The organism is Vibrio sp. CJQ_6 (assembly GCF_043106745.1).
Lineage (GTDB): Bacteria > Pseudomonadota > Gammaproteobacteria > Enterobacterales > Vibrionaceae > Vibrio > Vibrio furnissii.
In genome coordinates this window covers 108,588-121,499 of sequence record NZ_JBICMV010000028.1, presented here as the reverse complement: position 1 = coordinate 121,499, position 12,912 = coordinate 108,588, and the positions used below count along the sequence as shown (strand labels likewise).

Genomic DNA, 12,912 nt, shown 5'->3' with positions numbered 1-12,912 from the left:
ACCACAGGACGATTTTATGAGTAGTACCGTTTTGTCACAGCCTTCTTATACCGATTCCAAATCCCGCCTGTTTTGGCAGGGAACTGTCGCCATGCTGCCGCTGAGCGTGGCCGTATTGCCTTGGGGCTTACTGGCCGGCTCATTTGCCATTGATGCGGGGCTGACGCCATTTGAAAGCCAATCGCTTTCGATGATTCTGTTTGCTGGTTCGGCACAATTGGTGGCCACCGGCATGATCAAAGCCGGGGCTGGCCTCATGACCATGCTGATCACCACGTTGTTTATCACTTCACGCCATTTTCTCTACAGCGTATCGATGCGCAGCAAAATCAGCCCGCTGCCCACCCGTTGGCGTTTGGCGTTGGGTTTTCTGTTAACGGACGAGCTGTTCGCGCTGTGCGGCCAGCAAAGTGACAAGCAGTTCAACCGTTGGTATGCCTTGGGCGCCGGGCTCAGTTTCTACTTGGTGTGGAACCTGGCAACCTTGGTTGGCATTGTCGCAGGTAGCTACATTCCCGCACTCAATGAACTGGGGTTGGAATTTGCGGTGGCCGCAACCTTCATCGCGATTGTGGTGCCAAACATTCAAAGCTTGCCCGTGGTGGTTTCGGTGTTGGTCGCGCTGCTGCTCTCCGTCGGCCTGACCGTGATGCATGTTGACGGCAGCCTGATGATTGCCAGTATTGGCGCGATGGTGGCCGGCTACGCCACCGAACGACTACAAGGAGGAAAAGCATGATCATGCTCTCGATTTTCGCGATGACCGCGCTGGTGTTCATGAGTCGTTATCTGTTTCTGGAACCCAAACTGCCGCTGCGGTTAAGCCCGAGTTTGCAGCGCTTGCTGAGCTATTCAGGCCCCGCCGTGCTGACGGCCATCTGGGCACCGATTGTGTTCACACATGAACAATCGCTGTGGCTGGAAAGCACTAATCCCTACATTTGGGCGGCGCTGCTGGCAGGGCTGCTCGCTTGGCGCACCAAAAATATTCTATTGACCACCGTGGTCAGTATGGCGGTATTTTTGCTACTCAACTTGGTGGTGTTCAGTGCCTGAAACGCGTTGATTTAAAAAGAAAAAAGGCTAGCCTATTCGGCTAGCCATTCAATTTCGAGCAGGACGTGGTCGCCGCATTTCAATCGCCCGAGGAACACATCCCCTGCATGCACGACCCCAACGCCTTGCGGCGTACCCGTCATGACGATGTCCCCGTCAATTAGCGTGGTGTAAGACTGCAGCTCTTGCAGAATCATCGCCGGTTTGAACATCATTTGTGCCACGCCGCCACACTGCACACGCACACAGTTAATGAAAAGTTCCAGCGACAACTGTTCCACATCGAGACCATCGAGCGACACGAAACGGCTGAACACCGCGGAACCATCAAACGCTTTGGCGCGCTCCCACGGCAGTTGCTTTTGTTTGAGTTGTGATTGCAGTTCACGCTTGGTCAGATCCAATCCGAGTCCGACGCCCACGTACTGGCCGTTTTCCACCACAAAGCAAATTTCCGTTTCGTAATGCAGCGGTTCGTCATGAAAGGCGCGTAACGTGCTGGAAATGCTGCTATTGGGTTTGTTAAACACCACCATCTGATCAGGCATGGCGTTATTCAACTCTTTGACATGTTCCACGTAGTTGCGTCCAACACACAACACTTTGGACGGTGTGACCTGTTGCTCTTCGAAACGAACCGTCTTCATAGCTCTTCCTTGAATGATAATTGAGCGCAAAGTGTATCGTATCTCAGGCCATCGCCAACAAAATTAGCGCGCGCGATGTCAAAATTCTGATCCTTGGCAAACTCTTATCCGTTGAGCTTGCCCACCACCTTTTCACACAGTTGTTTGAGCATCACCAGTTCATCTAAGTCGAGATCAAACTTGCACACCATGGATTTGGGCACCGCAAGCGCCTGCTCGCGTAACGCCGTGCCTCGCTCAGTGAGCCACAACTCGCGAGCGCGCTCATCGGTCACGCTGCGTCGGCGCTCCACCAGCCCTTTACTTTCTAAGCGTTTGAGCAGCGGCGTCAACGTACCGGAATCTAAGTGTAATTTTTCACCCAACGTTTTCACGCTGATGGCGTTTTGCTGCCACAACACCATCATCACCAGATACTGCGGATAAGTCAGATCAAGCGCATCCAACAACGGGCGATACGCGCGCACCACCGCGTTTGCGGCACTGTAGAGCGGAAAGCAGAGTTGGTTATCGAGCAGCAACAGCTCGTCATCAGGGATCGGAAATGGGGTCTGGGAAGGGACACAACGGCTCATGTTCATCACTCACAATTAAATTGTGCACAATATACTTGCATTCTATCTCAAGATCGATTTAAGATTGCAAACAATTAGATTGCACACAACTTAATTTTACACAAAGTAACCCCTTCAAGGAGCAACATCATGAGTACGCTATACACAACAAAAGCAACTGCACTGGCTGGCCGTAACGGTAAAGTTTCAACGGATGACGGACTCCTGTCACTGGAACTGAGCTATCCAAAAGAGATGGGCGGTACAGGCGCGGCGACGAATCCGGAACAACTCTTTGCAGCAGGGTATTCGGCCTGTTTCTCTAACGCGATTCTGCATGTGGCGCGCGAAGCCAAAGTCGCACTGAAATCAGCTCCCGTGACTGCGGAAGTCGGCATTGGCCCGAACGCGAACGGCGGCTTTGCCCTGACGGTGAATTTGGCAGCGACGCTGGATCTGCCAGACGCACAAGCGGTTGAGCTGGTGAAAACCGCGCATCAGGTGTGCCCTTATTCAAACGCAACGCGCGGCAATATCGCCGTGAGTGTAATTGCCAACGGTGTCAAAATCGCTTAATTCGATTCCTCTTTGTACACAAGCCCGCCCATCGGCGGGCTTTTCATTTTTCTTCAACAAAAACAAAACTTAAACGTCACAATCTAGAAATCAAACCGTCATTTAAAAAACCTACCTTACTCTCAACCAAACGAAAGAGCATCGAAGCTCGTAAACTATGAATAAGGTAATAACAATGAAACAAGCAGCAGTAGCAACCGCGATTTTCGCAGCACTAGTTTCTGGTTCAGCAATGGCAGCAACAGTGTATAAAGCAGATGGTACAGAACTGAAAGTCGGTGGTCGTGTTGAGTTCCGCGGTGACTTCATTGGGACAGATGATGGCGCAGAAATTGAAGGCACCATGGAAGACAGCACACGTGCTCGCCTGAATCTGAAAGGCACCACTGAACTTGCTGATGACCTGACAGGTTTTGCTTTCTACGAAGCAGAGCAAAAAACAGGTAAATCTGAATTCAAAAACCGTTACATGTATGCCGGTTTCGGCACCAGCATGGGCGATTTGTCTTTCGGTAAGCAAGACATGGCTGCAGTACAAATCTCAGACATGACGGATATTACTGAATTCTCGGGCAACCAACAGTACATCGACTCTGCGTCTGACAAAACAGACAGCGTGATCGCTTACCGCGGTCAATTCGATGCGCTAAACCTACAAGCCACTTATTCTGCGAATAGCGAAAAAGACGCTGACCTATACGGCATCTCTGCGCTTTATGCGCTGCCATTCGGTTTGGATCTCGGCGCGGCCTACTCAGCAGGTGACAACGGCACAGGTAACGGTCAGCAAAACCAAGTATTGTTCGGTGCAGGTTACACACTGGATGCACTTTACCTTGCTGCAACTTACTCGTTCGGTGACCTAGATGACGACGCTAACCAAGAGTTCAAAGCACTGGAACTGGCAGCGGCTTACAAATTTACCAAGCAATTTACGCTGAAAGCGCTGTACGCGAAAACCGAAGACAAAGATTCAGGCACAAAAACAGACACCGCTGATTTCTTCGAGCTGGCTGGCTACTACAAGTTCAACTCAAACCTGAGCACTTACGTGGCTTACAAGCTGAACAATCTGGATGACGTTGTGGTTGACGGTCTGGAAACGCAAAGCGAAGACACTATGCGCCTGGGCTTGAAATACGCATTCTAAAACGTTCCTCTTAACTCCCGAGGAAACTGTCCTGATTGGCCAAGCATTGCTTGGCCTTTTTTTATGGCGTCAATTGATAGCGTGCGTTGCACCACATCACAGCAGCCTGCCCCATCGCGACGCATCTGGGCGAGCAACGGTTCCACAGGAAAAATGGGTAAGCTATTGATTTTAAATGAATGAAAAAGTTGGCACGCTGCCTGCATTATATACATTACAAATGCAGGCAGCGTTTGTGCTTCTTTTCAGTGATATGGCAGAAATCACTGGTCACTTCATGTTCTTTGACCTCCCTCTGGGAGGTCTTTTTTTTTGCGCTGCTGATGCAACGTCTGGCCAACAGCATAGTCGCTTTCCATTGCTCATGATTTGAGCACCATCAATGTTTTCGAATTCTCTCCCCCACACCGCACATTGGTTTCAATCGCGTTCACGCGTATGATGCGTGCACCGTATTGCTCCCCCTCACCTGATGGCGGCGCATCCGTTGCGTGGATGACGCATGGAAACAAAAAAGACGCCACGTGAAATAAAAGCGACGTACAACCTTTCCTATGCTGTAAGAACATCATTTTTGAGGAACTGATATGGCAACGCCGATCAACGTCACTCTCTATCGCTGGGCGGGTCAATTCGGCCCGTTAAAGGTCAAAATCCCCTGCGGTGAGTGCACTCTGACCAAAGACATCTTGCTCGATGCGTTCAGCCATGAGCTGGCAGGCATTCCGATTGAATTGGAAGTCAAAGACTGGCTCACGCATTGGTGGGAGCCGCTGCGTCATGGCGCTTGGCATGCGCCGATTGTGATTGTGGAAGGACATGTCGTCAGCCAAGGCGAAGCACTCAATCGCGGCGCGCTGGTGCAATCCATCATTCAAGCCTGGGCTCCCAGAGAACCGATCAGCGGAAATATCGTGTTTGGAAAAACCAATTGCCCTTACTGCACCAAGGCCAAACGCCTGTTGCAATCGGCAGGCATTGATTACGACGACCGCGATGTGGTGAAAGACAGCGCCGCGTTATATCGCATGATCCCTGCCGTGAAAGCTATCATCGGCGAGAAAACACCCGTGACCGTGCCACAAATCTGGCTCGATGGTGAATATATCGGGGGCTGTGATGCATTGGAGGCGTGGTTAAAAACCCATCCGCACAAGTTGAATGCAAACAACGTGGTTGAACTCGGCGCCAACATTTCGTAATTTTCTTTCAGAAAAGCAAAAGGCCTCAAGCGCAATACTTGAGGCCTTTTTAATTCTTTAAGGCGACTTACTTAGTCATTTTCTTCCACATGGTTTTGATGAAAGATTTTTTCTTTGGCTGAGCTTTGCCGTAAAGCGCTTCGTGCATCATCTGTTTTGCGATGATTTGGCCAACGTATGCAGCACCTAAATCGTTACCCATGATACTCTCCTACACTTGATTGTAATTTAACTACCTTTTTGCAGTTAATATAGCATCAAATTGGATTATAACAAGACATAGGTCACAAATTTATGTAATTAATTTTCAGATTAGCTACGTTTTGGTTGCTTGTACGTTTTACCCGCCGCTTGATACGTGTCTTTGACTTTCACATCAAACATGATGTCGAAGAACCACGCGACAAATTTCACCACGTCATCCCCTTCGTTCATGATGTGCTCAACGTATTCCTGCTCAACGCCCTGTTCGTCTGCTCGTACAGTGACATGATAAATACGCTGCTCTCCTTCAACATCAGCCAAGGCAAACTGGCCAGTCAGAGACTGCGCAGCTTCCGCAATATCGGCATCGTCACTGGCGCGCAGCATATCAAGCGCTTGTGGCAGGGCCGCTTGTGCGCACAGTTGCTTCACTAGCGCTTCAAATTCGTTCTGTTGCATGATCAATCCTCTCAGTAGCAGCGGCGGATTATACCCACAACCGGTGACAACTGCACTACAGACAATGCCAATGATGTCACTGCGTCAATTTAGGTCGAGGGTTGCGTCGACACATCGCGCTGCGCTGCCGACAAGATAAGCACCAGCAACATGCTGGAACTAGTCGCGAGATAGAACCATCCCAGCGCCCCTTGACTCGTCACACAATGTTCCACCAGAAATCCGCCGAGCACCCCGGCGATCACCATCTGAATCGACCCCGATAACGCAGAAACGGAACCCGCCTGCGTTTTATGTGGCGCAAGCAACATGGTAGTGGAAATCGGAAACGACATCCCTTGTGCCACCGTCAACCACGTGAACGCCCAGATCAGGTTGAAGACATTAAACGGCATCAACAGCAGCCAAACGCCAGCAAAAATCATAATGCCAATCGCTGCGCCAAGCAGTTGCCGCGATGAAAAATAACGATGGAAAATGTTGACCAACACACTCCCGGTGAGCAATCCCGCCGAGGGAATGATCATGATGCTGCCATATTCTGCCGCAGTCATGCCCAACTGCTTTTGCAATAGAAAAGGCAGCACAGACAACGTGACTAAGCTCGACAGGTAACTGATCCAGTTGTAGCTGGCGCTGCTTAGTACTTGCCAGTTACGCAGCAGCGCCCAGTAATTGCCCACCACTTTGGTCGCCTCAAATCGCTTTTTCGCGTAGGGCAATGTTTCCGGCAGAATGAAATACCCCAGCGTAAAAATCGCGCTGATGTAGACCATCACGAAGGTAAACACGGATTGCCAACTCAAGTGGTACGTCATCCAACCGCCCACCACCGGTGCCACAATGGGCATGATGGAGGCCGTGATGGCAATGTACGACATCGCTTTGGTCAGATGCGGGCCATCGTAACTGTCTCGCAGCACGCTGCGCCCAAGCACCGACGCGCTACCCGCCCCCAGACCTTGCAACAATCGCCCCATTTCCAATGAACTAAAATGGTCGGAGAACGTCACGCACAAAATGGTGCCGAGCAGGTATATGCCCTGCCCTAGAATAAAAGTCGGACGACGTCCCACCGCATCAGACAGTGCACCATAAAAGAGTTGTGAACCCCCAAAGCCAAGTAAAAACAAGGTAACCAGCATCTGGACACTGGCTTGATCGACCTGTAAATCTTGGCTAATCATTGGCAGTGCAGGCAAGTAAATGGCCACCCCAACTTGCCCGGTAGCGATGATCATCATCGCCAACAGCATGGGTGTTTTTTTAAAGGAATGTTGTGCTTCTCTGTTCATAAGCGCAGTGTATATTGGTAACCTACACTTGATAATGACGCTTTCAGGAAATGAATTAGTTCCAAACCGGAACAAGCAGGAGAGACGATGGATTGGTTACAAAGCGCAAAAACTTACATTCGCGTGGTGGAAGAAGGCAGCTTTAATGGCGCCGCTCGTAAATTGAACACCACCAGCTCTGCGGTCAGTAAACGCATTCATTGGCTCGAAGAGCGCATCGGCGTGCAACTGCTAAAGCGCACCACGCGTTCGGTGACGCAAACCGAAGCCGGTGTGCTGTTTTACGAACGCGCCAAAGCGCAGCTGGAAAGCTGGCAATCCGTGCTTGATGAAACGCGCTCGCTCAACCAAAGCCCGGCAGGCTTACTCAAGATTGGCGCCACACTCGCTGTCGGTTCCAAGTTTCTGATGCAATATGTCGATGAGTTTCTGCAACACTACCCAGACATTCGCATTCAGCTCACCACCACCACGCCCGGCCAGTTGCCAGAGCTGCATCTCGATCTCTTTATTAGCCGCGAAATCGATCAGCTCAATTCGCTGAGCTTCAAAGCCACACCCTTGTTTGTCCACAAAGCGGGCTTTTACGCGTCACCGCAGTATTTACAGCGCCATGGCACGCCATCGACGTTGCACGATCTGACACAGCACAACGTGCTGTGCTGGGGCGAGCAAACCAGTCGCGAAGTCAAAACCAACAACCATAAACGCCTAACCTTATCGGGCAACTTCGCCACCACCAACCCAGAAGCGCTGTTTTATGCGGGCAAGTGCGGCATGGGGATTGTGGTGTCCAATCACGTGATGTTGAAAGAAGAGCTGAAACAACGCACTTTAGTGCGCATTCTGCCAGACATCACCATCGATCAAGCCACGGTGTTTGCTTACTATCCCAAGCTCGATTACCAACACACGCGCACGCACCTGTTTCTCAACTTCCTCAAAGAGAAATTAGCGCACTCACAAGATGGCGACAGCGCATAAACCGTACGATATGTTTGATGTACAAGAAAGTACCAATGTTATGTCGCCAAATAACCCATTGTTCTAGAAAGCCATTCTTGGCTATACACCTAAAGTCGTAAGGACCCTCGGTGGAAAAAACCAGCACAATCTACCATAGTAACAAAATGCATATTATGAGATCTGTTCCTTAGTTCTCGGCATACAGATCAATCACAACGTGAGTGCTGGATTATGACTACAACATCACTGGCTAGAGATGCAGTTAGTCTGGATACAATCAATGAGTTAATTTTGTTGGACGGGAAAGCGTTGCTGGACCGGGCCACCTACGTGCTGCATACCCACTTCAACTCCTTTTGTACCTGCATCATTGAACTCGATAAATCCCATTACAAGGCTCATACGATCGCTTACGTCGCGGATCGTGAGCTGAAAGAGGGGGTTTGCTATCAGATGAAAGGCACGCCCTGCGAACAAGTCTCGAAGTCGAAGCAGGAGTATTGCCTGTTTCCCTCCCAGGTCACCAAGATTTTTCCGTACGACGATTTTCTAAACGATCACCACATTGAAGCGTACATCGGCATACCCCTGCGCAGCAAAAGTGGCGAAGTGCTGGGGATCTTGATCTCCACGTTCACCACGGCCGTGCACGATGAAGACCCGGTGATCGAGTACCATCGCATTCTGGCACGCATCATCGTCCACAGCTTGCGTAATAAATGGCTGTCGGAGCGCTCGGAAAGCTTGGTCAATCAACTGAGTTACGAAGTCTCACACGACAACCTGACCAATTTGATGAACCGGAACTACCTTTCAGACAAGTTGGAACGCTTGGTTGAAACCAGCAGCGAACCGTTTACGTTGGCTTATCTCGACATTGATAACTTTAAATCAATCAATGACTTGTACGGCCATTACATCGGCGACCAAATCATCAAATTCGTCGCCAACTCCATTTTGCAGTGCGTGCGTGAAGAAAACCTCACCTTTCGTATCGCAGGGGACGAATTTGCCTTCATCACCTTCTCTAACGACCCATTGAAGATCTGCCGTGCGATTCTCGATAAACTTGACCAAGGTTATTTTGACCCGTCGCACCGCATCAAAGTCGGGTTGAGCATTGGCATCGCCAAAAAATCGCACGAACCGATCACCGCAGACCAATTGATTCTTAACGCCAGCCTCGCACTCAAAGACTGTAAGCAGAGTCGCAGCAGTCAAATTCGCTGCTACGACACCCACTTGAGCAGCCAGTATCACCGTCGCACTCAGGTGATTGATGCGCTGCGCAGCGAGCTGGATAAAACCACGATGGCCGATTCTGAAATCTACGTGGTGGTGCAACCCATTGTTCATCGTCGCCAAAAAGAGTGGCACTATTTTGAAGTGCTGGCGCGCTGGAATAGCGCTTCATTGGGCTTTGTCTCGCCCATGGAATTCATTGACGCGGCGGAACAATCGGGGCTGATCATTGAGTTGGGCGAGAAAATTGTCGAACTGGCGTGCCAAGCCAAAGCAGACTTGGAACGCCAATTTGGCTACAAGGTCAAACTCGGCCTCAACTGTTCCGCCCACGAGCTGACCAATTCAACCCGTTACCTGACTCACTTGATGCAAACGCTCAACCAATACGGGTTCGAGCCGCGAGAATTCACCATTGAGCTGACCGAAACCGTGCTGCTGTCGCAAACCACAGAAGTGAAATACATCCTCGATAAACTACGCGAACTCGGTTTCACCGTGGCACTGGATGATTTTGGTACCGGCTATTCGAGTTTGAACTACATTCACAGCTACCCGATCGACTGCATCAAGATTGATGCAACCTTCATTCGCAATATGCTGTGCAATGAAACGGCAGAACGCGTGGTGTGGCTCATCATTCAGTTGGCCAAACAGTTGAATGTGGACTTGATTGCGGAAGGGGTCGAGAGCCAAGAAGCGCTCGATAAACTCTATGCGATGGGGTGTGACCAGATCCAAGGTTACTTCTTTGCCAAACCCGAAACGCCGGTCAAAATTGTGCAGCAATGGTTGGCACTTCAGCAGCCACGCCGCGCATAAAAAAGGCCCTGAAAACAGGGCCTTTCGTTTAACTTTCTGGCGTTGCCTGTGAATTGGTCGACGCCAGCAATCCTTCTTGGTGAGCCAGCATTCTGTCTAACTCATTGCGACGGGCGGTGAAGTTCGCCATGTCTTTCTTCGGCACCGAATTGGCCATAGGGATATTGGCCTTCATCGCATCCACCGGACGACCGCGCACGATCAACTCATAGTGAATGTGTGGGCCAGTCACTCGACCGGTTGCGCCAGACAGACCAATCCGCTGACCGCGCGACACTTTCTGCCCTTTACTCACCAGAATTTTGCTCAGGTGCAAGTAACGCGTCATGTAAGTGCTGCCGTGTTGAATCACCACGTAATTGCCCGCATACGGGTGATTACGTGTCATCACCACCACACCGTCACCGGTCGAAACCACGGGGGTTCCAGTTGGTGCCGCGAAATCCGTACCGTTGTGCGGCGCAATGCGCCCGGTCACCGGATGACGACGGTTCGGATCAAAGCCCGACGACAGACGCCATTTCCCCGTGGTGGGGTAACGCTGGAATGCGCGCTGCAGACTTTCACCGTTTTTGTCGTAATACTGACCATCTTTATACAGATACGCCGTCACATCATTGCTGCGGCTGAAAATCTTAATGGCTTGAATTTCGCTATTTCCCGTCAGTTGATCACCGACGAATTGACGCGACAACACCACTTCAAAGCGGTCGCCAGCGCGAACATCACGCACGAAATTAATTTTATCTTTCAGTAGCGTCACAATCTGATCAATATCTGAACTGCCCAACCCCAGTTGGTTCGCTGACTGTGAGAAACTGCCCTGAATTTCACCAATCAGCGGATATTCTTTCCATGTACCCGGGATTTTGACATCCTTGAACTCAAAACTGCCATCGTCCGTTCGCACATACACCGCGCGTTCAACCAAGCTGAACTTCAGCTCCATTTTCGCCAATGAACGTCCGTCTTGACTACGCCAAAAACGAAGCACGTTACCAGGCTTGAGGGTGTCGAGCGCGAGGTAGTTTAAGTCGGTTTCCATAATCTTCATCAGTTCTTGGTAGCTAAAGCCCAACTGATTGAAGATCGTGCTCAGATTATCGCCAGATTTAATCTCATACTCGTAATCCGGGTACGATTGTCGCGGTTCGGTCGTTTCCGACAGAATCGACTCCACGATGTGCGATTCAGGAATCGACAATTCAATTTTACGTGGGTACGACGGATTGCTGAGTGAGGATGAGAGGGCTGCCACTGCCAGTAGAGGTAAACCTACAACTGTTGCTTTCTTACGCTTTGAGAGCTCGGAAAATCGCAAAAATAGAGACTTGGGTAGCACAATCTAACCTGTGGATAATGTTAAAAGAGGTCAAAGAGTAAGACTTTCTTATCAAATTGTCACCTGTGATATGTCAAAGAACCATTAAAAAAGGCACCAAAGTGCCTTAATTTTTAATAAATATGCAACTTAAGCAAGCACTTAACTTGCTAACCGGTCAATTTTGACCATTCGGTTCATTGAGAGGTCTTAACCAGACAATTATCCTCACCAAATCCATTCGGAATGTATTGGTCAGCATGGGAATCGTTCACCCACTCTTGCGCATCGAGCAAGTAGCGGAACTGAAATTCAGCGTCTTTGGGTAAGCGAGTTTTGAACTTAAACGTGCTGCTCTTGGCCACTTTCTTCATCGGCTCCGGTTGCCAGTTCAGAAAATCGGCGACAATTTCAACTTTCGAGGCCTGTGGTGGCACATCCAGTTCAAATGTCACTTCCACCTCATCTTTGGTTTTAAAGAAACGCTTGATAATCATGATAAAACTCCGTTTTGGTATGAATTCATTCAGCTTGGCAGATTATAATAAACCTGGTGCACATGCTCAAATCGAACCACATACTGATTAACAGCGTTATCTCAACGAAAATACCGTCCTGACGCCTTCTCAACCCGTTGCCCTAGCAAGTGCAGATCATTGTTGAATTAATTGATATTTCTGCGATATCAGAAATAGTATAGACACAAATTTTGTCGGTGTATTTGCAAACGCTTCCCCCGCCTCATGCGTGAGAAGTGACACATTCAGTTGCGCATTTTCTTGTGTAACAGATTGTATCTCAACCCGATCGCCCAGCCATTCGCTGCTCACCATCACCATGCGCAGACGCAATTCATCGTACTGAAACAGTGCCAGATAGCTCATCACAGCGGAGCCTTGATTCGACACCCGAATGATACCCGCGTAACCACGGCGCTGCTCTTGGCCTTTCACGGGCACCAGCGAATGCGTATCAAGCGCCACTTGCCCCCGTTCACTGCCCGAATCGTAATCCCCCATCACCCAACGCTGCGTCTCGTCCCAACGATCCAGCAGCGCAAAGCTGACCGTTTCGGGGACCGGAATCGTCAGCGGCGTGGTGACATGGAGATCAAACAGACGCGCCACAATGGGGTCCGCTTTTAATGGTTGAGCAGGAAATTTCGACAGAATTTGCTCATCAGACAGTGAAAACCGGTATACCCCCGCGGCCACCACTAACACCAACAGCACCAGCGGCGTTAGTAAAATCAAAGGAATCGGAAGCCAACTTTTTCTCATGTTATGTCCGTTACAACTGACTAAAAGGGGCCGCACTATACCTTAATCATCACCTGAAGCGGACCATCACTTTGGCAGAATGTGCCCCATCCTATGTTTTCAGTCGCCTATTCTGATAATTGAATCACAACATAAGTA

The 12,912-nt window shown here is 49.9% G+C and carries 16 protein-coding genes; 8 read left to right on the top strand and 8 right to left on the bottom strand.

The genetic code is table 11. The annotated features are described in order from the left end of the window. Positions 1-16: 16 nt before the first annotated feature. Both ACF8PK_RS15405 and ACF8PK_RS15400 read left to right on the top strand, forming a co-directional pair. On the top strand, positions 17-739 hold the full coding sequence (locus tag ACF8PK_RS15405) for an AzlC family ABC transporter permease (RefSeq protein WP_038151734.1): 723 nt from the start codon (positions 17-19) through the stop codon (positions 737-739). Then, positions 736-1,056 carry an AzlD domain-containing protein gene (locus tag ACF8PK_RS15400; RefSeq protein ID WP_004727277.1) on the top strand — a complete coding sequence of 107 codons (321 nt, stop codon included), beginning with the start codon at positions 736-738 and terminating at the stop codon, positions 1,054-1,056. Before ACF8PK_RS15405 ends, ACF8PK_RS15400 begins: the two co-directional genes overlap by 4 nt. 32 nt (positions 1,057-1,088) lie before the next feature. Here the strand turns inward: ACF8PK_RS15400 and ACF8PK_RS15395 are convergent, their stop codons facing one another. Both ACF8PK_RS15395 and ACF8PK_RS15390 read right to left on the bottom strand, forming a co-directional pair. Then, positions 1,089-1,703: a fumarylacetoacetate hydrolase family protein gene (locus ACF8PK_RS15395; protein WP_014257933.1), complete on the bottom strand. Its 615-nt coding sequence runs from the start codon at positions 1,701-1,703 to the stop codon at positions 1,089-1,091. 104 nt (positions 1,704-1,807) lie between these two features. Continuing rightward, entirely contained in the window at positions 1,808-2,284 is a 477-nt protein-coding gene (locus ACF8PK_RS15390; protein ID WP_004727279.1) for a MarR family winged helix-turn-helix transcriptional regulator, read from the bottom strand. 123 nt (positions 2,285-2,407) lie between these two features. Between ACF8PK_RS15390 and ACF8PK_RS15385 the strand changes: the two genes are divergently transcribed. From ACF8PK_RS15385 to ACF8PK_RS15370, 4 genes are all read left to right on the top strand, one after another. Beyond that, positions 2,408-2,833 (top strand): organic hydroperoxide resistance protein, encoded by a 426-nt coding sequence (locus ACF8PK_RS15385; RefSeq protein ID WP_392442176.1) that lies wholly within the window; start codon positions 2,408-2,410, stop codon positions 2,831-2,833. A 175-nt stretch (positions 2,834-3,008) separates the two neighbouring features. Continuing rightward, a complete protein-coding gene (locus ACF8PK_RS15380; RefSeq protein WP_004727281.1) occupies positions 3,009-3,983 on the top strand; it encodes a porin in 975 nt (324 codons plus the stop codon). Positions 3,984-4,158: 175 nt separating this feature from the next. Next, positions 4,159-4,356, top strand: coding sequence for a hypothetical protein (locus tag ACF8PK_RS15375; RefSeq protein ID WP_206981083.1), 198 nt, complete (start codon positions 4,159-4,161; stop codon positions 4,354-4,356). Positions 4,357-4,570: 214 nt separating this feature from the next. After that, positions 4,571-5,185 carry a glutaredoxin gene (locus ACF8PK_RS15370; protein ID WP_392442174.1) on the top strand — a complete coding sequence of 205 codons (615 nt, stop codon included), beginning with the start codon at positions 4,571-4,573 and terminating at the stop codon, positions 5,183-5,185. Between the two features lie 67 nt (positions 5,186-5,252). On the opposite strand, the gene ACF8PK_RS15365 is transcribed toward ACF8PK_RS15370, so the two are convergent. The 3 genes from ACF8PK_RS15365 to ACF8PK_RS15355 all read right to left on the bottom strand — a co-directional run bounded on the left by ACF8PK_RS15365 (position 5,253) and on the right by ACF8PK_RS15355 (position 7,143). Further along, complete coding sequence (locus ACF8PK_RS15365) at positions 5,253-5,387, bottom strand: hypothetical protein (RefSeq protein WP_004727284.1); 135 nt, start codon at positions 5,385-5,387, stop codon at positions 5,253-5,255. A gap of 110 nt (positions 5,388-5,497) precedes the next feature. Beyond that, positions 5,498-5,848: a hypothetical protein gene (locus ACF8PK_RS15360; RefSeq protein WP_004727285.1), complete on the bottom strand. Its 351-nt coding sequence runs from the start codon at positions 5,846-5,848 to the stop codon at positions 5,498-5,500. 89 nt (positions 5,849-5,937) lie between these two features. Further along, the gene (locus ACF8PK_RS15355; RefSeq protein ID WP_041943295.1) at positions 5,938-7,143 is read right to left on the bottom strand and encodes a multidrug effflux MFS transporter; all 1,206 of its coding nucleotides are present in this window, start codon (positions 7,141-7,143) and stop codon (positions 5,938-5,940) included. 87 nt (positions 7,144-7,230) lie between these two features. Between ACF8PK_RS15355 and ACF8PK_RS15350 the strand changes: the two genes are divergently transcribed. Further along, positions 7,231-8,127 (top strand): LysR family transcriptional regulator, encoded by an 897-nt coding sequence (locus ACF8PK_RS15350; RefSeq protein ID WP_004727287.1) that lies wholly within the window; start codon positions 7,231-7,233, stop codon positions 8,125-8,127. Between the two features lie 213 nt (positions 8,128-8,340). Beyond that, on the top strand, positions 8,341-10,173 hold the full coding sequence (locus ACF8PK_RS15345; protein ID WP_041943293.1) for a bifunctional diguanylate cyclase/phosphodiesterase: 1,833 nt from the start codon (positions 8,341-8,343) through the stop codon (positions 10,171-10,173). A gap of 28 nt (positions 10,174-10,201) precedes the next feature. Here the strand turns inward: ACF8PK_RS15345 and ACF8PK_RS15340 are convergent, their stop codons facing one another. The 3 genes from ACF8PK_RS15340 to ACF8PK_RS15330 all read right to left on the bottom strand — a co-directional run bounded on the left by ACF8PK_RS15340 (position 10,202) and on the right by ACF8PK_RS15330 (position 12,774). After that, positions 10,202-11,515 (bottom strand): peptidoglycan DD-metalloendopeptidase family protein, encoded by a 1,314-nt coding sequence (locus ACF8PK_RS15340; protein ID WP_086027858.1) that lies wholly within the window; start codon positions 11,513-11,515, stop codon positions 10,202-10,204. Between the two features lie 176 nt (positions 11,516-11,691). Further along, on the bottom strand, positions 11,692-11,991 hold the full coding sequence (locus tag ACF8PK_RS15335) for an isoamylase early set domain-containing protein (RefSeq protein ID WP_004727290.1): 300 nt from the start codon (positions 11,989-11,991) through the stop codon (positions 11,692-11,694). A 156-nt stretch (positions 11,992-12,147) separates the two neighbouring features. Then, positions 12,148-12,774, bottom strand: a complete 627-nt coding sequence (locus ACF8PK_RS15330; protein WP_392442170.1) for a hypothetical protein — start codon at positions 12,772-12,774, stop codon at positions 12,148-12,150. Between the last annotated feature and the right edge of the window lie 138 nt (positions 12,775-12,912).

Coding starts and splice junctions, on each gene's coding strand:
- ACF8PK_RS15405 (WP_038151734.1), top strand. CDS start 17: ATGAGTAGTACCGTTTTGTCACAGCCTTCTTATACCGATTCCAAATCC.
- ACF8PK_RS15400 (WP_004727277.1), top strand. CDS start 736: ATGATCATGCTCTCGATTTTCGCGATGACCGCGCTGGTGTTCATGAGT.
- ACF8PK_RS15395 (WP_014257933.1), bottom strand. CDS start 1,703: ATGAAGACGGTTCGTTTCGAAGAGCAACAGGTCACACCGTCCAAAGTG.
- ACF8PK_RS15390 (WP_004727279.1), bottom strand. CDS start 2,284: ATGAACATGAGCCGTTGTGTCCCTTCCCAGACCCCATTTCCGATCCCT.
- ACF8PK_RS15385 (WP_392442176.1), top strand. CDS start 2,408: ATGAGTACGCTATACACAACAAAAGCAACTGCACTGGCTGGCCGTAAC.
- ACF8PK_RS15380 (WP_004727281.1), top strand. CDS start 3,009: ATGAAACAAGCAGCAGTAGCAACCGCGATTTTCGCAGCACTAGTTTCT.
- ACF8PK_RS15375 (WP_206981083.1), top strand. CDS start 4,159: ATGAATGAAAAAGTTGGCACGCTGCCTGCATTATATACATTACAAATG.
- ACF8PK_RS15370 (WP_392442174.1), top strand. CDS start 4,571: ATGGCAACGCCGATCAACGTCACTCTCTATCGCTGGGCGGGTCAATTC.
- ACF8PK_RS15365 (WP_004727284.1), bottom strand. CDS start 5,387: ATGGGTAACGATTTAGGTGCTGCATACGTTGGCCAAATCATCGCAAAA.
- ACF8PK_RS15360 (WP_004727285.1), bottom strand. CDS start 5,848: ATGCAACAGAACGAATTTGAAGCGCTAGTGAAGCAACTGTGCGCACAA.
- ACF8PK_RS15355 (WP_041943295.1), bottom strand. CDS start 7,143: ATGAACAGAGAAGCACAACATTCCTTTAAAAAAACACCCATGCTGTTG.
- ACF8PK_RS15350 (WP_004727287.1), top strand. CDS start 7,231: ATGGATTGGTTACAAAGCGCAAAAACTTACATTCGCGTGGTGGAAGAA.
- ACF8PK_RS15345 (WP_041943293.1), top strand. CDS start 8,341: ATGACTACAACATCACTGGCTAGAGATGCAGTTAGTCTGGATACAATC.
- ACF8PK_RS15335 (WP_004727290.1), bottom strand. CDS start 11,991: ATGATTATCAAGCGTTTCTTTAAAACCAAAGATGAGGTGGAAGTGACA.
- ACF8PK_RS15330 (WP_392442170.1), bottom strand. CDS start 12,774: ATGAGAAAAAGTTGGCTTCCGATTCCTTTGATTTTACTAACGCCGCTG.